Origin of the sequence: Actinosynnema pretiosum (genome assembly GCF_002354875.1) — a bacterium.
Classification (GTDB): domain Bacteria; phylum Actinomycetota; class Actinomycetes; order Mycobacteriales; family Pseudonocardiaceae; genus Actinosynnema; species Actinosynnema auranticum.
In genome coordinates, this window is the sequence record NZ_CP023445.1 from 8,080,750 (window position 1) to 8,101,805 (window position 21,056).

The 21,056-nt window shown below is 74.1% G+C and carries 18 protein-coding genes; 12 read left to right on the plus strand and 6 right to left on the minus strand.

The genetic code is table 11. The features are described from left to right. Positions 1-92 precede the first annotated feature (92 nt). A complete protein-coding gene (locus CNX65_RS34845; protein ID WP_232520106.1) occupies positions 93-2,603 on the minus strand; it encodes a hypothetical protein in 2,511 nt (836 codons plus the stop codon). 101 nt (positions 2,604-2,704) lie between these two features. On the opposite strand from CNX65_RS34845, the gene CNX65_RS34850 reads away from it, so the two are divergent. After that, positions 2,705-3,910, plus strand: coding sequence for an AI-2E family transporter (locus CNX65_RS34850; protein WP_096497495.1), 1,206 nt, complete (start codon positions 2,705-2,707; stop codon positions 3,908-3,910). A 42-nt stretch (positions 3,911-3,952) separates the two neighbouring features. Here CNX65_RS34850 and CNX65_RS34855 read toward each other — a convergent pair whose 3' ends face one another. Continuing rightward, a complete protein-coding gene (locus CNX65_RS34855; RefSeq protein WP_096497496.1) occupies positions 3,953-5,152 on the minus strand; it encodes a GGDEF domain-containing protein in 1,200 nt (399 codons plus the stop codon). 162 nt (positions 5,153-5,314) lie between these two features. Here CNX65_RS34855 and macS point away from each other — a divergent pair, with 162 nt between their 5' ends. From macS to CNX65_RS34905, 10 genes are all read left to right on the plus strand, one after another. Continuing rightward, a complete protein-coding gene (macS, locus tag CNX65_RS34860; RefSeq protein ID WP_096497497.1) occupies positions 5,315-6,460 on the plus strand; it encodes a MacS family sensor histidine kinase in 1,146 nt (381 codons plus the stop codon). Beyond that, complete coding sequence (locus CNX65_RS34865; protein WP_096497498.1) at positions 6,457-7,116, plus strand: response regulator; 660 nt, start codon at positions 6,457-6,459, stop codon at positions 7,114-7,116. The genes macS and CNX65_RS34865 overlap by 4 nt, the downstream gene beginning before the upstream one ends. Before the next feature lie 95 nt (positions 7,117-7,211). Further along, positions 7,212-7,412 carry a Scr1 family TA system antitoxin-like transcriptional regulator gene (locus tag CNX65_RS37640; protein WP_096497499.1) on the plus strand — a complete coding sequence of 67 codons (201 nt, stop codon included), beginning with the start codon at positions 7,212-7,214 and terminating at the stop codon, positions 7,410-7,412. After that, entirely contained in the window at positions 7,409-7,534 is a 126-nt protein-coding gene (locus CNX65_RS38445) for a DUF397 domain-containing protein (RefSeq protein ID WP_096498148.1), read from the plus strand. The genes CNX65_RS37640 and CNX65_RS38445 overlap by 4 nt, the downstream gene beginning before the upstream one ends. Before the next feature lie 112 nt (positions 7,535-7,646). Further along, positions 7,647-8,072: a DddA-like double-stranded DNA deaminase toxin gene (locus CNX65_RS38450; protein ID WP_373565537.1), complete on the plus strand. Its 426-nt coding sequence runs from the start codon at positions 7,647-7,649 to the stop codon at positions 8,070-8,072. Positions 8,073-8,139: 67 nt separating this feature from the next. Further along, complete coding sequence (locus tag CNX65_RS34885) at positions 8,140-8,739, plus strand: DUF1707 SHOCT-like domain-containing protein (protein ID WP_096498149.1); 600 nt, start codon at positions 8,140-8,142, stop codon at positions 8,737-8,739. 36 nt (positions 8,740-8,775) lie between these two features. After that, complete coding sequence (locus CNX65_RS34890) at positions 8,776-10,311, plus strand: SDR family oxidoreductase (RefSeq protein WP_232520107.1); 1,536 nt, start codon at positions 8,776-8,778, stop codon at positions 10,309-10,311. 61 nt (positions 10,312-10,372) lie between these two features. Further along, positions 10,373-11,407: an L-threonine 3-dehydrogenase gene (tdh, locus tag CNX65_RS34895; protein ID WP_015805731.1), complete on the plus strand. Its 1,035-nt coding sequence runs from the start codon at positions 10,373-10,375 to the stop codon at positions 11,405-11,407. Continuing rightward, the gene (locus CNX65_RS34900) at positions 11,407-12,591 is read left to right on the plus strand and encodes a glycine C-acetyltransferase (protein ID WP_096497502.1); all 1,185 of its coding nucleotides are present in this window, start codon (positions 11,407-11,409) and stop codon (positions 12,589-12,591) included. Before tdh ends, CNX65_RS34900 begins: the two co-directional genes overlap by 1 nt. 61 nt (positions 12,592-12,652) lie before the next feature. Then, complete coding sequence (locus tag CNX65_RS34905; protein ID WP_096497503.1) at positions 12,653-13,540, plus strand: LysR family transcriptional regulator; 888 nt, start codon at positions 12,653-12,655, stop codon at positions 13,538-13,540. Here the strand turns inward: CNX65_RS34905 and CNX65_RS34910 are convergent. The 3 genes from CNX65_RS34910 to CNX65_RS34920 all read right to left on the minus strand — a co-directional run bounded on the left by CNX65_RS34910 (position 13,537) and on the right by CNX65_RS34920 (position 16,541). After that, complete coding sequence (locus CNX65_RS34910) at positions 13,537-13,971, minus strand: DUF4303 domain-containing protein (RefSeq protein ID WP_157767964.1); 435 nt, start codon at positions 13,969-13,971, stop codon at positions 13,537-13,539. The genes CNX65_RS34905 and CNX65_RS34910 overlap by 4 nt on opposite strands. 14 nt (positions 13,972-13,985) lie before the next feature. Then, positions 13,986-15,617, minus strand: coding sequence for a phosphoenolpyruvate--protein phosphotransferase (gene ptsP / locus CNX65_RS34915; RefSeq protein WP_096497505.1), 1,632 nt, complete (start codon positions 15,615-15,617; stop codon positions 13,986-13,988). Positions 15,618-15,689: 72 nt separating this feature from the next. Continuing rightward, a complete protein-coding gene (locus CNX65_RS34920) occupies positions 15,690-16,541 on the minus strand; it encodes a ribokinase (protein WP_096497506.1) in 852 nt (283 codons plus the stop codon). 99 nt (positions 16,542-16,640) lie between these two features. Here CNX65_RS34920 and CNX65_RS34925 point away from each other — a divergent pair, with 99 nt between their 5' ends. Continuing rightward, a complete protein-coding gene (locus tag CNX65_RS34925) occupies positions 16,641-18,521 on the plus strand; it encodes a DUF2339 domain-containing protein (RefSeq protein ID WP_096497507.1) in 1,881 nt (626 codons plus the stop codon). Between the two features lie 279 nt (positions 18,522-18,800). Here the strand turns inward: CNX65_RS34925 and CNX65_RS34930 are convergent, their stop codons facing one another. Further along, complete coding sequence (locus CNX65_RS34930) at positions 18,801-20,936, minus strand: MMPL family transporter (protein WP_232520108.1); 2,136 nt, start codon at positions 20,934-20,936, stop codon at positions 18,801-18,803. Positions 20,937-21,056 lie beyond the last annotated feature (120 nt).

Genomic DNA, 21,056 nt, shown 5'->3' on the forward strand with positions numbered 1-21,056 from the left:
ACGCGCCCCTCGCGGGGACGCCGCCGCAGGTCAGCCGTTCGTGGACGACCGAACCGGAACGACGGCGTCCCGCCGGGTTCCACCGGGCCCGGCTAGACCCGCTTGAGCACGCGGGCCGCGCCCGCCGCCGCCGTGGACGCCAGGATCCAGCCCACCGCGATCAGCGCGCTGGCGATCCACTGGGACACCCCGGTGAACTGCCAGCGGTTGTCCTGCCCCAGGTCGATGATCGGCAGCAGCAGGTCGGCGGCCAGCAGCCACGGGTTCCACACCGGTGACTCGTCGTCGTTGAGCTTGAGCATCTCGTGCCACTGGAACCACAGGGCCCCGAACAGCCAGAACGCGGTCAGCCAGGTGATCGCCAGCCACGGCCGGTAGCCGTAGCCGACCGTCCAGCGCTGGAGGAAGCCCCACGCCCGGTGCGCCAGGCCCAGCTCGGAGTACCGGCGGTGCTGCTTCTCGACCAGCACCACCTGCGCCAGCTCCTCGTCGCCGCCCTCCCGGTAGACGGTGGCCAGCTGCTCGTACGGGCCGGGCGCGAAGTCCGGCTGCACCTCGCGCAGCCAGCGCAGCCGGGTGCGCACGTCCACGTCCGGGGAGGAGGCGATGGACCCGAAGGTGAAGTCCTCCACCGCGACCCCGCCACCCGCCGCCCACAGCCCCGGCCCGTCCACGACCGAGGCGGCGCGGGTCCCGGTGAGCACGACCCGGCCGCGCGGGGCCTGCTCGGCGTCGAGCCGCAGCACGAGCTGCTGGGCGGTCATGCCCCTGGCGCCCAGCGCGGTCCCGCCGGGGTCGTGGCCGAGCAGGGCGCCCGCGAACGTCGCGGTCTTGCCGACCTCGGCCAGCAGCAGCCGGACGCCGCCCTCGGCGGTGAAGCCGCCGCTGCACAGCAGGTCCTTGCCGACGGTGGCGACGCGGGCGTCCAGCGACGGCTTCGCGGTGCCGTCGTCCCGGCGGCGCGGGTCGCGCAGCACCGCGCCGGAGCAGTCGAGGGTGGAGCCGATCTCCGCGTTCTGCAGGCGCAGGGAGCCCTGCGCGCGCAGGTCGCGCAGGAAGAGCGTGCCGCCGACCTTGAAGCGGTCGGCGAACAGGACGTCGATGCCGGGGCCGACCAGGCGCGCGCCGGACAGGCTGGCGCTGCCGCGCACGCGGGCGTCGACCAGGCGGACCTGGCCGTAGGCGAGCAGCGCGGACTCGCGGGCGCTCGGGCCGGTGAACGCGCCGTGCGCGGCGCCCCTGGCGTCGAGGTCGCCCCGGACCTGGACGCCGTCGGCGTGCAGCGCGACGGGGATGTGCAGGAGGCCGTCGTCCTCGGCGCCGGGCTCGGGCTCGTCCCCGGCCTCGGCGGACCCGCGGCGCTCGGGGCGGTCGTGGTCTGCGCGGGCCTCGCCTGCCTGGTCCTCGCCGACTCGGGCAGGCCCGGCGGCGGGTCCTGCAAGCTCTGCGGCGGCCCTCGCGGGGACATCGACGTCGTCCTTCCCCGCACCACCCGCGCCCGCCTTGCCCGCCCGCGCCCTGACGGCCCGCTCGACCAGCGCCTTCTGCCCGATCCGCGCCCCGGACAGCCGCAGGTACCCGCCGATCTCCGCGTTCGGCAGCCGGACCGTCCCGGTCGAGGTGAAGCCGTCGTCCAGCTCCACGTTGCCGTCGACCCTGATCCGGTCGGCGACCAGCGCCGCCGCCTCGTCGGCGGTGCCGCGCGGGATCACCAGCACCGGGCGCTCCACGGTGCTCGCCCGCAGCCGCGCGCCGGAGAGGACGACGTTGCCGCCGACCCGCGCGCCGTCCAGCAGCACCCGGCCCTCGGCGGTGAACCGGCCGCCCTCGGCGTCGCAGAACAGGCTGCCCGCGACGCGGACGCCGCTGGCCTCCAGCGCGTTGTGGCCGGGGTTGATCAGCCGGGCGCCGCCGAGGTGGACGCTGCCCCCGAAGTCGGCGCCGCGCAGCCTCACCTCGCCCCTGGCGCGCAGCGCGACCGCCATCAGCGAGCCGGAGACCCGGATCCTGGCGGCGAGCAGGGCGTGCGCGCCGCCGCGCAGGACCGCGCCCGCCAGGCGGAACGTGCCGTCGACGGTGGCGTCGGTCAGGTCGACCACGCCGTCGCTGGTGAACCCGGCCTCCAGGACCAGGTCGCTGCGCACCCGGACGTTGCGGGCGCGCAGGCCGGGCACCTTGCAGCCGCGCATCCGCAGCCCGACCAGGCGGGCCATCCGCAGGTCCGGCGGCTGCTCGAAGGTGCAGTCGAGCAGGTCGACCACGTGCTCGATCCGGGCGCCCTCCAGGCCGAACAGGCCCACGACGTGCGCGTTGATCAGCCGCAGCGCGGGCGGCCCCGGCGGCGCGGTGCGGGCGGACGCGAACGTGGCCGGGATGAACCTGGCCGGGGTCGACCGGAGCCTCGGGCGCTCCTCGGGGGCGGTCTCGGCGACGGCCGCCCTGGTGGTGGCGGGCCGGGTGGTGGCGGTGCCGCCCAGCAGCGCGGCGAGGAACGCGCCGCGCACCGTCCGCTCGCGCTGCGGCGTCCTGGCGCCGAACCTGAGCCGCGTGCCGCCCGCGAAGGCGGCGGCCACCCGCTCCTCTGCTGCGCTGATCGCTTCCACCTCCCGATCCGATCATCCGGGTGGCGCGCTTGACCAGGTCCGGTGACGGGTACTGCTGAGCTGCGCGAAGTCGGGACCCCGGCGGGGGTGGGCGGGATACGGTGATCGGCGTGGGCACACCGGATTGGGAGAGCAGCAAGGTTCCCCCGCTGCTGCGGGTGAGCGCGGCGCTGAGCTGGCGGTTCGTCGCCGTCGTCGGCGCGCTGTACATCGTGTCGCAGGCCGTGGGCTACATGGCGTCGGTGATGATCCCGGTGGGGGTCGCGCTGCTGCTGGCCGCGCTGCTGTCGCCCGCGGTGACCCAGCTGACCAGGGTGGGCGTGCCGCGCGGCCTGGCCACCGGGTTCGTGCTGGTCGGCGGGCTCGCGGTGGTCGGCGGGGTGCTCACGTTCGTGATCACCGAGTTCTCCAACGGCCTCCCCGAGCTGCAGAACCAGGTCACCGCGTCGCTGAGCACGATCCGGGACTGGCTCAAGGACGGGCCGCTGCACCTGAGCGAGCTCCAGCTCCAGCAGTACGTCGACCAGCTGCTGGAGACGGTCAAGGCCAACCAGGGCGAGATCACCTCGGGCGCGCTGACCACGGCGGCGACCGTGGGCGAGCTGCTGACCGGGCTCGTGCTGGCCCTGTTCACCCTCATCTTCTTCCTGCACGACGGCGACGGGATCTGGCGGTTCATCACCCGGATCGTGCCGCGCGACGTGCGCGCCAGGGCCGACCTCGCCGGGCGGCGCGGGTTCGCCTCGCTGGTCAGCTACGTGCGGGCCACCGCGGTGGTCGCGGTGGTGGACGCGGTCGGCGTCGGCATCGGGCTGTGGATCGTCGGGGTGCCGCTGGTGGTGCCGCTGGCGGCGCTGGTGTTCCTCGGCGCGTTCATCCCGATCGTCGGCGCGGTGATCACCGGCGTGGTGGCGGTGCTGATCGCGCTGGTCGCGAACGGCCCGGTGGCGGCGGCGGTGGTGCTGGCGATCCTGATCGGCGTGATGCAGCTGGAGAGCCACGTGCTGCAGCCGCTGCTGCTGGGGCGCGCGGTGAAGCTGCACCCGCTGGCGGTGGTGCTGGCGATCTCGGCGGGCCTGGTGGTGGCCGGGATCGCGGGCGCGCTGCTGTCCGTGCCGCTGCTGGCGGTGCTGAACTCGGGGATCAGGTCGCTGCTCTCGGACGCGGACAAGCACGTGGACCCGAGGCGGGTGGACGTGGACGAGCCGCAGGAGGGCGCGCCGAAGGACCTGGGGGACGAGCACCGGGTGGACGAGCTCGGCTCGGACGACGACAAGAAGAAGGACAAGGGGCGCGAGCGCCGCTGACCCCCGGCCTGCTGCTCCCGGCCGGTTGCTCCCGGTCGGGGCTCAGGCCATCTCGACCAGGTTCCGCCCGCAGCTCTTGGCGGCCAGCAGCGCCGAGTCGGCGGCGACCATCAGGTCGGGCAGCTCGTAGCCGAAGCGCTGGGTGGTCGACACCCCGATGCTCACCGTCAGCCCGGTGAGCAGGTGGGCGTGGCCGTCGGTGCGCACGGTCGGCACCTGGAGGTCGGCGATGGCGTGCCTGACCCGCTGGGCGACCGACCTGGCCACGGCCGGTTCGGCGTCCGGCAGCAGCACCACGAACTCCTCGCCGCCGAACCGCCCGACCAGGTCGCCGCGCCGGGTGCTGGTGTTGAGCAGGCCTGCCACGGCGCTGAGCGCGGCGTCGCCCGCCAGGTGCCCGACCAGGTCGTTGACCTTCTTGAAGTGGTCGAGGTCGAGCAGCAGCACCGCCATCGGGCGCTCGGTGGCGCGGGCCTTGGCCAGCTCGTAGCGGGCGCGGCCGTCCCAGTGCGCGGCGTTGGCCAGCCCGGTCTTCGCGTCCCGCTGCGCCGACCGCCGCCAGTGCGGCAGCTGGGCGGCCCGCTCCAGCAGGGCCAGCGGCGGTCCGGCGACCACGGCGTGCACGGCCGTCGCGAGCGCGGCGAACCCCATCAGGCCGCCGATGCTGACCGCGACGACGCCGAGCACCACGTCGATCGGCTCGCCCACGACCTCCTCGCTCGGGGCGCGCGGGCTGCGCAGCTTCAGGCCGAGCGAGATCAGCGCGGCGCGGACCGTCAGCAGCATGGTGGCGCCCAGGACCAGCACGTCCAGCCTGCCCGTCGTCGGGTGCTCCCAGCCGATGGCCAGCCGGGTGCCGAACACCGCCAGCGCCGTCGAGGACAGGGTGAACAGCCAGCGGTGCACCTCGGGGCGCTGGTCGAGCAGGCCGTGCAGGGCGGGGCCGAACAGGAGCAGGACCAGCAGGTTCCCCGGCAGCGCGACCAGGCCCGCGGTGAGGTAGGACAGGTGGGCGGCCCACGGGTTGCGGGCGATCTCGCCCACGCGGTCGCTGTACACCGAGCTGACGATGATGACGGCGCCCGCGGTGCCCGCGATGGCGGAGAAGCGGGCGATCTCGTCGGGGGTGGGGCGCTCGGTGGCGACGATCGCGAGGACCGAGGCGGCGAGCGCGGCGGCGTCCACCAGGATCCAGTAGGCCAGCGCGGGTCGCCGCAGCGTCCACAGCGGCCACTCGCGCACGCGGAAAACCTCCCCTGCCGGAGGACGCCCGGCGCGGTCACCCCCTGCGACGGGCACCGGACCCGGTCAGCCTTCCACAAGCGGGTGCGGGGGAACAGACGGCCACCTGGGGGTTAGCCGCAGGGCGCGGACACGGCAGGATGGGGGTGGGGAGGGCTCCGGATGGCACAGGCACAGCAGACCGGTTCGGGCGTGACCGGGTTGGACGATCCCGTGGCGCACCTGTGGCGGGCCACGGTGGTGCTCCGCGTGGTGACGTTCTTCTTCGCGCTGGGCACGGTCCTGGTGCAGCAGAGCGGGTACCAGCGGCCGTGGTTGGCGTGGGTGGCGCTGGGCCTGATGGCGGTCTGGACGGTGGTCACCTCGGTGGCCTACCGGGGGCCGTCGGGGCAGCGGACCTGGGTGGTCGTGACCGACGTGCTCGTCGTGTGCGGGCTCATGTCGCTGTCGCTGCTGATCCTGACGCCCGCGCAGTTCCTGTACGGCGTCCCGCTGATCACCACGATCTGGGCGTCGGCGCCCCCGGTGGTGTGCGGCGCGCACGGCGGGCAGTACGCGGGCGCGGTCGGCGGCGCGGTGGTCGGGTTGAGCACGTACCTGAACCGGGGCGACCTGAACACGGACCTGGTGCGGGACGTGGTGCTGCTGGTCGGGTCGGGGTTCGTCGTCGGCATGGCGGCGAGCGTGGGGCGCAAGTCGTCGGCGCAGCTGGCGCAGGCGCTGCGGGCGGAGGCGGCGACGGCGGAGCGCGAGCGGTTGGCGCGGTCGATCCACGACGGGGTGCTCCAGGTGCTGGCGCGGGTGCGCAAGCGGGGCAACGAGCTGGGCGGGGAGGCCGCGGAGCTGGCCGAGCTGGCCGGTGAGCAGGAGGTGGCGCTGCGCACGCTCGTGGCGGCGTCGCCGGAGGAGACGACGGAGAGCGGCGAGGCCGACCTGCGGCCCGCGCTGCAGCTGCTGATCACCCCGAAGGTGCACGTGGCGACGCCCGCGACGCACGTCATGCTGCCCGCCAGGACGGTGATCGAGCTGGTGTCGGTGGTGCGCGAGGCGCTGTCGAACGTGGAGAAGCACGCGGGCCCGGACGCGCGGGCGTGGGTGCTGCTGGAGGACCTCGGGGAGGAGGTCGTGCTCAGCGTCCGCGACGACGGGCCCGGCATCCCGGAGGGCAGGCTGGCCAGCGCGGAGGCCGAGGGTCGGATGGGGATCGCCAAGTCGATCCGGGGCAGGGTCGAGGCCCTGCGTGGGACCCTGGAGCTTCAGACCGGGCCGGGGGAGGGCGCGGAGTGGGAGGTGCGGGTCTACCGATGAGCAGCGTGACCGTGATGGTGGTGGACGACCACCCCCTGTGGCGCGACGGTGTGGCGAGGGACCTCGCCGAGCGCGGTTTCCAGGTGGTCGCCACCGCCGCGGACGCGGGCTCGGCGGTGCGGATCGCGCGCGCCGTGCGCCCCGCCGTGGTGCTGATGGACCTGAACCTGGGCGAGGCGGCGTCGGGGGTCGACGCGACGCGGATGATCGCCGGTGAGCTGGAGGGCACCAAGGTGCTGGTCCTGTCGGCGAGCGGCGAGCACGACGACGTGCTGGAGGCGGTGAAGGCGGGCGCGTCGGGCTACCTGGTGAAGTCGGCGTCCGCGGAGGAGCTGGTGGAGGCGGTGAACCGGACGGCCGCGGGCGACGCGGTGTTCACGTCCGGCCTGGCTGGCTTGGTGCTGGGCGAGTACCGCAGGATGGCGGCGGCCCCGGACGAGGTGGACCGGCCGCAGCTGACCGACCGGGAGACCGAGGTGCTGCGGCTGGTGGCGAAGGGCCTGACGGCGAGGCAGATCGCGACCCGGCTGGTGATCTCGCACCGGACGGTGGAGAACCACGTGCAGTCGACGTTGCGGAAGTTGCAGTTGCACAACCGGGTGGAGCTGGCGCGGTACGCGATCGAGCACGGGCTGGACGGGGACCCGGAGGGCTGAGCTTCCGCCGGTCAGGGCCCCGGCCGGTTCTCCGGGGCAGGCCCAGACCAGCCGCGCGGTGAGTCGAGGGGGACGCGCGCGCCGACCTGAAGTGCTTGGGTGAGGAGTCCCGGCGCAGGCGGCCGAAGACGCCGTGGGGCACGGCGGTCCCGGACCGGTTGCGGAAGTTCCTCAGCACCGAGGAGACCGCGCGGCGCATCGAGTCCTACCGACCCGACCTGCTGGACGGCCTGGTCCAGACCGAGGACCACGCCCGCGCGGTGATCTCGACCAACCGGTCTGACCGTGGTTCCTGAGCGGGCAGTGCGTCGAGGTCGGGCGCGCGGCCGGGTGGTGCGGGGTGCGGGACTCGAAGAACCCCTCCGGGCCGGTGCCGGTCTTCGTGGCGGCGGTCAAGCTCGGCGGATTCGCGGGGTAGCGCCGGCGTCGGGAGGCCGCAGGTGACGGAGTCGCTGCTCTCCCGGGTGTGGGCACAGGTCGCCATTGCGCTGGACCGCGCCGCTTCCGGAGCCGCGGGGTCGCTGTGGCGGATGCAGTGGAAATACCTCCAGGCCGAACGATCGCTGCTCGCTTATGTCGCTCGACTGGGTGGAGTTCTGCCCACACGATCCGTCGCGTTCCCCGGCCACGTCGAACCGGACGCGCACTTCGGCCCCAGCCCGGAACGGCACCAGCCCGGAACGGCACCACCCGGCACTGGTCGAGGTGCCGATCGTGTGGGCCGGGCGGCAGGAGGACCGCACGAGCACATCTCGCGAATGCTCTCCAGCGGCTTCTTCGACGGAAAACCTCTGGACACCAAGAGCGACCACCACTTGAGGATGCTCAACTACGCCAGCACGCACGTGGAGCCCAAAGCCGCGATCTGGGCGCGGGACTCCGGGGTGCTGCCAGGCGGTCGAGAGCGTTCTCCGCGAAGGGCAGACCATGCGCGTGTGGCCGCCCGCCCCGGATAGCCTTGACCGGAGACGAGCCGCTCTTCCGGGACGAGCCGCCGTTCTTCTTGAGGGGGACCGAGTGACGATGACCGATCCCAAGCAACTCCGGGTGTCCGACGCCGAGCGCGAGCACGTCGTCGGCCTGCTGCAGAAGGCCATCGGGCGGGGGCTCATCACGCTCGACGAGTTCTCCGAGCGCACCGACCAGGCGCTCGCCTCGCGCACCAGGGGCGAGCTGAACGCCGTCCTCGTCGACCTGCCCGGCATGCTCAACTCCGAGCAGCCGGTCGAGGACGTGATCCCCGCGCAGTTCGGGGGCGCCCCCCGCGAGCGCGTGGAGCTGAAGACCACGCTGTCCCACGTCCGGCGCAAGGGGCAGTGGTCCGTCCCGCGCACGATCGTGGTGCAGAACCGGATGGGCAACACCGACCTCGACTTCCGGGAGGCGCACCTGCCTCACCCGGTCGTGACGATCGACCTGGACGTGTTCGCCGGGTCCGTGCGCATCCTGCTGCCCGAGGGCAGCTCGGTGAACACCGACGACCTGCGGCTGAGCGCCAGCGCGCTGCAGGACAGGGTCCGGTTCGAGTCCGGCGGGCGACCGCACTTCGTCGTCACGGGGAACGTGAAGGCCGGTTCGGTCGAGATCAAGGCGAAGCGGAAGTTCAGCTTCAGGAACGCCTGAGCTGCGGGATGACGCCGGTGCGCCGATGATCGGGTGGTGCGATGCCTAGTCACCGGCGCGACCGGTTACCTCGGCGGACGGCTCGTGCCCCGGCTGCTGGCCGAGGGGCACCAGGTCCGCTGCCTAGTCCGCGATCCAGGCAAGCTCCGCGACGTCCCCTGGGCGAAGCAGGTCGAGGTGGTGCGCGGCGACGTGCTCGACCCCGGCTCGCTCACCGGGGCGATGCGGGACGTGGACGTCGTGCACTACCTGGTGCACTCCCTGAACAGCCCGGACTTCGTCGACGCCGACCGGCGCGCCGCGGAGAACACGGCGCGCGCCGCCGAGGACGCGGGTGTGGGGCGGATCGTCTACCTCGGCGGGCTGCACCCGTCGCGCGGCAGGCTGTCCCCGCACCTCGCCTCGCGCAAGCAGGTCGGCGACGTCTTCCTCGCCTCGCGCGTCCCCACCGTCGTGCTCAAGGCGGCGGTGATCATCGGGTCGGGGTCGGCGAGCTTCGAGATGCTGCGCTACCTCACCGAACGCCTCCCGGTGATGGTCACCCCCCGGTGGGTGCACAGCCGGGTCCAGCCGATCGCGGTCCGCGACGTGCTGCGCTACCTCGTGCAGGCCGTCACACTGCCGAAGGACACCAACCGGTCGTTCGACATCGGCGGCCCCGAGGTGCTCACCTACCTGGAGATGATGCACCGGTACGCGCGCGCCGCCGGTCTCCCGAAGCGCCGCGTGCTGCCGGTCCCGCTGCTCACCCCCCGGCTGTCCTCGCACTGGGTCAACGTCATCACCCCCGTCCCCCGCTCGATCGCCAAGCCGCTGGTCGAGTCGCTGGTCCACGACGTGGTGTGCCACGAGAACGACCTGCTCGCGCTGCTGCCGGGTCCCCAGATCGGGTACGACCGGGCGGTGGAGCTGGCGCTCAACCGGGTCCGCGACGCCGACGTGGAGACCCGCTGGTCGAACGCCTCGCTGCCGGGCGCGCCGTCCGACCCGCTGCCGAGCGACCCCGAGTGGTCCGGCGGCTCCTCGTACACCGACATCCGCACCCACCTCACCTGCGCGACCCCCGAGCAGCTGTGGCGGGTCGTGGAGGGCATCGGCGGCGAGAACGGCTGGTACTCGTTCCCGCTGGCCTGGGCCGTGCGCGGCTGGGCGGACCGGCTGGTGGGCGGGGTGGGGCTGCGGCGCGGGCGGCGCGACCCCGGCAGGCTCCAGGTCGGCGAGGCGCTGGACTGGTGGCGGGTCGAGGAGATCGAGCGGGGCGTGCTGCTGCGGCTGCGGGCGGAGATGCGCGTCCCCGGCAAGGCCTGGCTGGAGCTGCGGGTGCAGCCGCTGGTGGACGGGAGCGCGCGCTACCTGCAGCGGGCCGTGTTCGTGCCGCGCGGGCTGGTCGGGCACCTGTACTGGTTCGCGGTGTGGCCGTTCCACGGGATCGTGTTCGGCGGCATGGTCAGCAACATCGCCACCGCGGCCGGTGCGGCCAACGCGGAGGACCGGCGGGCGTCGGCCTGGACGCCGCCACCGCCGAGGTCGGCCGAGCAGGCGCCGGGAAGATCGCCAGTGAAGCCGAGCTGACAAGCGAGTTCAGAAAGTCCTGATGGACCGAACGGCGCAACCCGGAGCAGACTCCACCGCTGTGAAGGCACTGGTCAAGGCTGAGGCCGGGCCGGGACTCTCGTTGACCGAGGTCCCCGACCCCACCCCCGGCGCGGGGGACGTGCTGGTGCGCGTCCTGCGCACCGGCATCTGCGGCACCGATCTGCACATCGACTCGTGGGACGAGTGGGCGGCGCGCACCGTGCGCGCCCCCCTCGTGCTCGGCCACGAGTTCACCGGCGAGGTCGCGGCCGTCGGCTCCTCGGTCACGGACGTCAAGGTCGGCGACCTGGTCAGCGGCGAGGGCCACCTGGTGTGCGGGGCGTGCCGCAACTGCAAGGCGGGCCGCAGGCACCTGTGCGCCAACACGCGCGGCCTGGGCGTGCACGAGAACGGCGCGTTCGCCGAGTACGTGGTGCTGCCCGAGGCGAACGCCTGGGTGCACCGCGCGCCCGTCGACCTGGACGTGGCGGCGATCTTCGACCCGTTCGGGAACGCCGTGCACACCGCGCTGTCGTTCCCGGTGATCGGCGAGGACGTGCTGATCACCGGCGCGGGCCCGATCGGGATCATGGCCGCAGCCGTGGCCAGGCACGCGGGCGCCAGGCACGTGGTGATCACCGACGTGAGCGAGCACCGTCTGGAGCTGGCCCGCGCGGTCGGCGTGGACCTGGCGCTGGACGTGTCCCGGCGGACGCTGGCCGAGGCGCAGGTCGAGCTGGGCCTGACCGAGGGCTTCGACGTCGGCATGGAGATGTCCGGCCAGCCCGTCGCGCTCCAGGACATGATCGGCAACATGGCGCACGGCGGGCGCATCGCGATGCTGGGCCTGCCCGCGTCGGACTTCGCCGTCGACTGGAGCAGCGTGGTGCTGAAGATGCTGCACCTCAAGGGCGTCTACGGCCGGGAGATGTTCGAGACCTGGTACTCGATGTCGGTGCTGCTGGAGCGCGGGCTCGACCTGTCCCCGGTGATCACGCACCGGTTCGACCACACCGACTTCCGGGAGGCCTTCGCCACGGCGCGCGGGGGCAAGTGCGGCAAGGTCATCCTCGACTGGACGGGAGCTGCCTGATGTACGGCGCGATGCGCGAAGACCTGCGGGCCGGGTTGGACGAGATCAGGTCGGCCGGGCTGTACAAGTCCGAGCGGGTCATCGGCGGGCCGCAGCGGTCGGCCGTGCGGGTCGGCGAGACCGACGGCCTGCTGAACTTCTGCGCCAACAACTACCTGGGCCTCGCGGACCACCCGGTGCTGGTCAAGGCCGCGCACGACGCGCTGGACCGGTGGGGCTTCGGGATGGCGTCGGTGCGGTTCATCTGCGGGACGCAGGAGCCGCACAAGGAGCTGGAGGCGCGGCTGTCGCGGTTCCTCGGCACCGACGACACGATCCTCTACAGCTCGTGCTTCGACGCGAACGGCGGCCTGTTCGAGACGCTGCTCGGCGCCGAGGACGCGATCATCTCGGACGAGCTGAACCACGCGTCGATCATCGACGGCGTGCGGCTGTCGAAGGCCCGCCGGTTCCGCTACCGCAACCGGGACATGGCCGACCTGGAGCAGCAGCTCAAGGACGCCGCCGACGCCCGCTACCGGCTGATCGCGACCGACGGCGTGTTCTCCATGGACGGCTACCTGGCGCCGCTGGACGAGATCTGCGACCTGGCGGACGAGTACGACGCGCTGGTCATGGTCGACGACTCGCACGCGGTCGGGTTCACCGGTCCGGGTGGTCGTGGCACGCCGGAGCTGTTCGGGGTGCAGGACCGGGTGGACGTCGTCACGGGCACGCTCGGCAAGGCGCTGGGCGGGGCGAGCGGCGGGTACACGTCGGGCCGGGCGGAGATCGTGGAGATGCTGCGGCAGCGGTCGCGGCCGTACCTGTTCTCCAACTCGCTGGCCCCGTCGATCACGATGGCGGCGATCGCGGCGCTGGACCTGCTGAGCTCGTCGGGCGAGCTGCTGGAGCGGCTGCGGGCGAACACCGCGCTGTTCCGGTCGCGGATGACCGAGGCGGGGTTCGACCTGCTGCCGGGCGAGCACCCGATCATCCCGGTGATGATCGGCGACGCGGCGCGGGCGGGGCGGATGGCGGAGCTGCTGCTGGAGCAGGGCGTGTACGTGATCGGGTTCTCGTACCCGGTGGTGCCGCACGGCAAGGCGCGGATCCGCACCCAGATGTCGGCGGCGCACACGACCGAGGACGTCAACCGGGCGGTGGACGCGTTCATCGCGGCGCGGGAGCGCATGACCGGCTGAGCCGGGGTGGGAGCCGACGGCCCTGCGGGTCCCCGCGGGGCCGTTGGCCCACAATGCGCAGGTGATCGATCCTCGCAGGTTGCGCGTGCTGCGCGCGCTGGCCGACCACGGCACCGTGACGGCCGCGGCGGGCGCGCTGCACCTGACCCCGTCGGCGGTGTCGCAGCAGCTGGCCGCGCTGGAGTCGGAGGTGGGGCACGAGCTGCTGCGCAGGCGCGGGCGCCGGGTGGCGCTGACGGCGGCGGGCGAGCTGCTGGTGGGGCACGCGAACGCGGTGGCGGCGGAGCTGGAGCGGGCGCGGGCGTCGCTGGCGTCGTTCGCGGCGGGTGGTGGCGGGCGGGTCGTGGTGGCGGGGTTCGCGTCGGCGATCACGCAGGTGGTCGCGCCCGCGCTGGCGGTGCTGCGGGCTCGGGCGCCGGGCGTGGTGGTGCGGGTGCGCGACGCCGAGGGCAACGCGAGCGTGCCGCTGCTGCTGGACGGCGAGATCGACCTGGCGGTGACCGAGGAGTACCGGCCGGGCGGGCGGGACGACCGCCGGATCACCAGGTTCCCGCTGTACACGGAGCCGTTCGACGTGCTGCTGCCGCCGGGGCACCGGTTGGCGGGGGAGGCGGCGGTGGAGCTGCGGGAGCTGGCGGACGAGGAGTGGGTCGCGCCGCAGCTGGGGAACCCGGTGCGGGACGCGGTGGAGCTGACCTGCGAGAACGCCGGGTTCGCACCGGTGGTGACGCACGTGTCGGATGATTTTCGGGCGATCGGGGCGCTGGTGGGCGCGGGGGCCGGGGTGGCTCTGGTGCCGCGCGCGGCGGGGGCCGGGGTGCCGGTGCACGGCGTGGCACCGCTGCGGCGGGTGTTCGCGGCGGTGCGGGCGGGGAGCGAGGAGCACCCGTTGATCCGGGGGGTGTTGAACGCGCTGTCGGAGGCGGTGAGCGGGTTGGGGCGCGGTTAGTCCTCCGCCGCCTCCGCCAACCACCGCTCCAGCACCGCCGAAGGCCGGTTCAGCCGCAGCACCCGAGTGGTGTTCGTGTGGTCCGGGGGCATGATCTCGGCGGCCAGGAGCAGGGACGCCCGTTGCGCGCCCGTGCCGAACGCGCCTTCCGCGTCCAGGACCGCCAGCGCCTCCACCGCGGTCTCCAGCGCCCGATCCGGGTCACCCCTCGGGAACCGCACCCCCGCCAGCCACTCCTCGCCCCAGGCGCAGTACGGCGAGTCCGCGTACGACCACCGCAGCCCCTCGTCGCCCACCCGCGCCAGGGCCTGCTCCGACCACGCCGTCAGCGCCAGCCGCTCGCCCTCGCCCGACGTCGTCAGCGTGACGTAGTACCAGTCCTCCCGATGGCCGCGGCGCAGGTCGGTCCAGGCCGACCGCACCGCGGCCACCACCGCCTCCAGCACTAGTGCGGCGCCCTCGCCGCCAGCTTCGCGGACGCCGGGTCGCCCGCGCCCAGCGCGCCGCGCGCGGCCAGCTGGCACAGGTCGTAGCTGGTCGTCGCCAGCTTCGCGCCGACCGTGGCCAGGGCCGTGTGGTTCATCGACAGGCTGCTCACGCCCAGCCCCACCAGCACGCACGCCAGCAGCGGGTCCGCCGCCGCCTCGCCGCAGACGCCCACCGGCTTGCCCAGGGCGGTGCCCGCCTCGCCGACCAGGGCGATCAGCCTGAGCAGCGCGGGCTGCCACGGGTCGTTCAGCGCGGCCACGGCGCCCACCTGGCGGTCCGCCGCGAACACGTACTGCGCCAAGTCGTTCGTGCCGATGGACGCGAAGTCCACCTCCGCCAGGACCTCCTTCGCGGCCAGCGCCGCCGCCGGGATCTCGATCATCACGCCGACCCGCGCGATCCCCGCCTTCCTGGCGCGCTCGGCGAACCACGCGGCCTCGGCGGCGGTCGCCACCATCGGGGCCATCACCGACACCTCGGCGCCGCTGTCCTGCGCGGCCAGGGCGATCGCCTCCAGCTGGCGCTCCAGCACGTCCGGCCGGTCGAAGGCCACGCGCAGGCCGCGCACGCCCAGCGCCGGGTTCGGCTCGGCCTCGGGGCTCAGGAACGGCAGCGGCTTGTCCGCGCCCGCGTCCAGGGTCCTGACCACCACCGGCTTGCCCGCGAACGGGGCCAGGACCGCCGCGTACGCCTTGCGCTGCTGGTCGACCGTCGGCTCCTCCGACGCCGACAGGAAGCAGAACTCGGTGCGGAACAGCCCGACGCCCTCGGCCCCCGCCGCGACGGCGGCGACCGCGTCCGCCTCGGCGCCCACGTTGCCGACGACCTTCACCCGGTACCCGTCGCGCAGCGTCCCGACGCCGTTCCACTCCACGCGCGGACCGAGGTGGGCCGCGCGGACCACGCCGTCCGACTCCACGACCGCGCCCGTCTCGCCGTCCACCGACAGCGCGTCCGCGCTCAGCGACAGCACGCCCCGGCAGGCCACGACCGCCGGGATGCCGAGGGAGCGGGCCAGGATCGCGGTGTGCGAGGTCGGGCCGCCCTCCTCCGTCACCAGCGCCAGCACCTTCGCCGGGTCCAGCCCGGCCGTGTCGGCGGGCGCCAGGTCGCGGGCCACCAGCACGCTGGGCGCCTCCAGGTCCGGCACACCCGGCGCGGGCACGCCCAGCAGCTCGGCGACCAGCCGGTCCCGCACGTCGCGCACGTCGCGCGCCCGCTCGGCCATGTACCCGCCCGCCGCCTCCAGCGCGGAGATGAACCCGGCGGCGGCCTGGTGGACGGCGCGCGCGGCGGGCAGCGACTCGGCGGTGACCAGCTCCTCGGCCTGGCCGAGCAGCGCCGGGTCCGCCGCCATCGCGGCGGTGGTCTCCAGCACGGCCCTCGCGTCGCCCTCCACCGTCGCGGCCTTCGCCGTCAACCGCGCGGCCACGGCCTCCGCGGCGGGGGCGATCCGCGCGGCCTCGGCGACCGGGTCGGCCGGGGCCGGGGACGCCGGTGGCTCCCCGAGGGCCTCCGCCACCCGGACGACGGGCCCGGCGGCCCTCCCTGCACTGACCCCGACACCGCTCAGCCGCGCGTTAGCCATGATCTAGACCGTACTCCCAGGTGGGCGGCTTGTTCGAGGGTGCTTCACCACGCGGCGGGACGATCTCGCCGCTCACCGCTCGCCCAGCTCGGCCAGCGTCGGGTAGGACGGCTGCGCCCCCGCCCTGGTCACCGAGAACGCCGCCACGCGCACCGCGAACGCCGCCGCGTCCACCAGCTCCCGCCCCTGCGCCAGCCGCACCGCGAGCGCCCCGGCGAACGCGTCCCCGGCCCCCGTGGTGTCCACGACGTCCACCTCCGGCGCGGGCACCTCCAGCACCCCGGACCGGGTCACCACCGCCGCGCCGCGCGCCCCGAGGGTCACCACCACCGCGCGCGGTCCCAGCTCCAGCAGCCCCTCGAACGACGGCGCCAGCTCGGCCGCCTCGTGCTCGTTGACCACCAGCGGGTCCAGCGCGGCCAGCACGTCCGGGGCGACGCCGACCACCGGCGACAGGTTCAGCACCACCCGGACCCCGGCCGCCGACGCCGCCCGCACCGCCTCCTCCACCACCAGGACAGGCACCTCCAGCGAGCACACCAGCACCGCGAACCGCCCCCACGGGGCCTCGGCGACCACGTCCGCGTTGGCGCCCGGCGCGACCACGATCGAGTTCTCGCCGTCCGGGGTGACCGCGATGTAGGCGGCCCCGGTCGGCCGCCGGGACACCGCGACCAGCGCCGCGTCCACCCCGGCGCCCTCCAGCGACCGCCGCAGCAGCGCGCCGTTCCCGTCGTCGCCGACCGCGCCGAGCAGCGCCACCCGGCCACCGGCGCGGGCGGCGGCCACGGCCGTGTTCGCGCCCTTCCCGCCGGGCAGCACGACCGTGTCGGAACCGAGCACGGTCTCCCCGCCCGCCGGTCGCCGGGGCACGGACACCACGAGGTCGGCGTTGGCCGACCCGAGCACGAGGACCTGAGCCATGCCCGGCACTCTGCCGCACCGACGCGGTCCGGGGTGCGCAGGCGCGGGTTGAGTAGTGGTACCGATGATTTGTCCGCTTCGCGCGGCGATCCTGGACGCATGACCGGTCCGGACCCGCTGACAGCCCTGGCCGCCGAGGTCGACGCCCTGTCCCGCCGCCTGACGCAGGTGGGCGCGGAGCTGCGGACCCTGCGCCGCACGACGACACCCGCGCCGACCCCCGAGGCCACCACGACGGCGGTGACCGCGGCGGAACCGATCGCGCCCACTCCCGAGCACGCGGTCGGGCAGGCCGTCGGAGCCGCCACCCCGGCCCAACCGCAGGCCCAGCCGCAGCCGCAGCTCACCGCGGCCGGGCAGGTCCCGCCCGCGCCCCACCACCCGTTCCCGCAGCCCCCGTTCCCGCAGTACCAGCCGTACGCCCCGCCCCCCAGGGTCTCGCTGGCCGAGCGGCTGGGCCAGGACGGCGCGGGCAGCCGCCTGCTGGCCTGGGTCGGCGGCGCGGTCACCACGCTCGGCGTGGTCATGCTGCTGGTCCTGGCCGTGCAGCGCGGCTACCTGGGCCCGGTCCCGCGCGTGGTCGGCGGCGCGCTGCTGGGCGCCGCGCTGGTCGGGCTCGCGCTCCGGCTGAACCGCAAGCCGGACAACCGCACGGGCGCGCTCGCGGTCGCCGCGACCGGGTTCGCCGTGCTCTACCTGGACGTCGTCGCCACCACCGCCCTCTACGGCTACTTCCCGACCTGGCTGGGCCTGCTGTCGGGCCTGCTGGTGGCGGGCGCCGGGCTCTGGCTGGCGGTCCGCTGGGACGAGGCGGTGCTCGCGGTGGGCGTCGTGCTGGCCTGCCCGGTGTGCGCCCCGGTGATCACCGGGGTCCTCGCCGTGGAGCTGGTGCTGTTCCTGCTGGTCCTGCAGCTGGTCGCGGCCCCGGTGCACCTGCTGCGCAGCTGGCCGGTGCTGGCCGTGGCCGCCGGGCTGCCGCCCGCGCTGGGCGCGCTGCCGGTGCTGACCGCGAGCGGCGCGGCCACCTCGACCTGGCTGTCGGTCGCCGTCGCGGTGGTGGGTCTGGCGGTCGCGGTGGTCAGCGCCCGGCGCACCGGCGGGAACCCCGGCCTGGTCGCGCTGCTGGCCACCGCGCCCGCGCCGGTGCTGGTCGCCGCCCTGCTGCTGCCCGACGGCCGGGGCGAGCTGCTCGCGGGCGGGCTGGCCGCGGTGCTGCTGGGGCTGTGGGTGGTGCTGCGCCGGACCGGGAAGCCGGAGTTCGGCGGGGCCTTCTCGACGGCGCTCGCCGCGATGGGCCTGCTGGCCGCGTTCGAGGCGACCGCGCTGGTCTCGGGCCTGCGCTCGTTCGGCCCGGCGGTGCTGGCCGAGTCGGCGGTGCTGGCCGTGCTCGCGGGCCGGACGCGCTCGCGCGGCGCGCTGGTCGGCGCGCTGGCCTTCGGCGTCCCCGGCCTGCTCGCCGCGCTGGGGGAGACCCTGGAGGTCTCCCTGCTGCTGGGCTCCTTCGCGCGCGCCACCCCGACCGACCTGGTCGCGGGCGTGTTCACCGCGCTCGCGCTCGCGGCGGCGGCCGTCGCGGTGACCTGGGCGGCGACCAGGGCGGGCGCGATGCCGTCCGGCCCGAACAGCTGGATCGCGGCGGGCGCGCTGGTGCTGTACTCGACGACGGGCCTGGTCGTCTGCGCCGCCCTGCTGGTCTCACCGACGGTGACCGCGTTCCTGTTCGGCCACGCGCTCGTCACGGTGGCCTGGGCGGTGGCCGCGCTGGTGCTGCTGAACCGGGGCGTGGACAGCGCGCCGCTGCGGGTCAGCGGGCTGGTGCTGGTCGGCGCGGCGCTCGTGAAGCTGGTGCTGTTCGACCTGTCGGCGCTCAACGGGTTCGCGCGGGTCCTGGCGTTCCTGGGCGCCGGACTGGTGCTGCTGGCCGCGGGCACCCGCTACGCCAAACTAGTGGCCGCGAAGAAAAAATCGGCAAATTCGTAGCACTCCGGAGCCAATCCGCCCCCGGTTACGTCATTTTGGTGGTATGCCTCACTTGGTCGGGGCAGGACCACCGGTGCTCAGCGCCGGTTGGAACCCGGCGCCGGTCGTTTCGCCCCCCGAGCGACCGGCGCCGGGTGCCGCCTGCTGCCGCCCGCTCCGCCGTCGCGGGCGGCAGCTCGCGTGCGGGCTGCCCGACCGAACCCCCGGCGGGCCGGACCGCCCCGCGGAACGCGCGGAGCCCGGCCGCCGAGGCGAACCGGGCTCCACGAGCACGTCGGGTCAGACCCGCGCGGGCTCCTTGCCGTCCTCCACCGAGCCGTCCTCCACCGAGCCGTCCTCGACCGAATCGCCCTCGTGGATCGCCATCCGCTCCTGGATGCGCTTGAGCGGACCGGGCGCCCACCAGGACGCGTCGCCGAGCATCCGCAGCACGGCGGGCACCAGCAGCATCCGGACCACGGTGGCGTCCAGCACCAGCGCGAGGATCATGCCGACGCCGACGAACCGCATCACGGTGATCTGGGAGAACGCGAACGCGCCGGTCACCACGATCAGCAGCAGGGCCGCCGCCGTGATCACCCGGCCGGTCTTGGCCAGACCGGTGGTCACCGCCTCCTCGGTGCTCGCCCCGCGCCCGCGCGCCTCGACCATGCGCGAGAGCAGGAACACCTCGTAGTCGGTGGACAGGCCGAACACCACGGCCGCCATCAGCACGACGATGCCGGACTCCAGCGGCGCGGGCGTGACGCCGAGCAGCGAGGCTCCGTGGCCCTCCTGGAACACCAGGACCAGCACGCCGAAGGTCGCCGCGAGGCTCAGCGCGCTCATGACCACGGCCTTGATCGGCAGCAGCACCGACCCGAACGCCAGGAACATCAGCACGAACGTGGCCAGCACCAGCACGCCGATCATGATCGGCAGGCCGTCCTGGATGGCCTTGAGGCTGTCCGAGACCACGGCGGTGCTGCCGCCGACGAGCAGCTCGTCACCGGGGTGGTCCAGCGCGCGCACGTCCTTGAGCGCCTGCTTGGACTCGTCGCTCAGCGGGTCGCCGTCCAGGCCCGCGTTGATCAGCCACACGCCGTCCTTGGGCTCGGCGCCGGGCTGAGCGTCCGCGACGCCGGGGACCTCGCTGACGCGCTGCATGAACGCCTGCGCCTCCTGCGGCGCGGGGTCGCCGGTGAGGACGATCTTGAACCCGCCCGCGGCGAGCGCCCCGAAGTCCTCCTTGACCGTCTCGGCGGCCACCCGGACCTCGTTGCCCTCGGGCAGGACCTTCTCGGTGACCTCGCCGAACTTGACGTTCAGGAACGGCGAGCCGAGGCCGAGGAGCAGCACCACGATGGGCAGCGCGAACAGCACCGGCCGCTTCATCACGGTGGCGGCGAGCTTGCGCCAGCCGCTCTCCTTCGGCGCGCCGCGCTTGGCCCACGGCAGCGCGAGCTTGTCGATGTTCTTGCCGAGCAGGCCGAGCATCGCGGGCAGCAGGGTCAGCGAGGTGATGGCGGCGATGGCCACCGCCGCCATGCCGCCGTAGCTGAGGGACTTGAGGAAGCCGTGCGGGAAGATCAGCAGGCCCGCGAGGGCGATGATCAGCAGCGTGGCCGAGAACGCCACGGTGCGACCGGCGGAGCCGACGGTCCGCTTCACCGCGTCCTCGGTGCCGCGCCCGGCCGCCATCTCCTCGCGGAAGCGGCCGACCATGAACAGGCCGTAGTCGATCGCCATGCCGAGCCCGAGCAGGCTGGCGACGTTGACGGCGAACGAGTTGATCTCCAGCCCGAGCGAGGCCGCGTGCAGCACGCCCAGCGCGCCCAGGATGGACAGGCCGCCGACGAGCACCGGCAGGGACGCCGCGACGAGCCCGCCGAAGATCACCACGAGCAGGACCAGCACGATCGGGATCGACACCGCCTCGGCGGTGATCAGGTCGGACGAGGTGACCTCGTTGATCTCCCGCTGGGTCGGGATGAGCCCGCCGACGTGGCTGGTGACGCCGTCCTGGTGCAGCTGCGGCTCGATCTGCTCCAACTGCTTCATCTGCCCGTTGGAGTCGGCGGCCTGGAGCGTGATGACCGCCAGGACCTTGTCGCCCTCGGGAGCCGGGATCAGCGGCGTGACCTGCTTGACCGCGTCGTCCGGCAGCCCCTCCAGCCGGGTGGTGATCTCCTGGAGCTTGGCCGGGTCACCGGTTTCGTAGATCACCAGGACGTCGCCGTCCTGACGGCCGAAGGTGTCCTCCGTGACCGCGACCGCGCGGTCCGACTCGCTGCCCGGAGCCTCGTAACCGCCCTGGCTGAGCTTGTCGAAGACGCCGAGCCCCCACACGCCCCCTGCCACCGCCAGCAGCACCACCGCGATCACCACCACCCATCGGCGGCGGTAGGCGAGCGATCCCCACTTCGCGAACAACACGTCCTCCCTCGGTACCGTGCGTTACTGTTGCGTGAACGGTGTCAACTTCGTAAACACCGTTCACCGGATGACCGAGCCTGACCGTACGCGCGGTGAACACCGTTCACAACTCGATGGAGT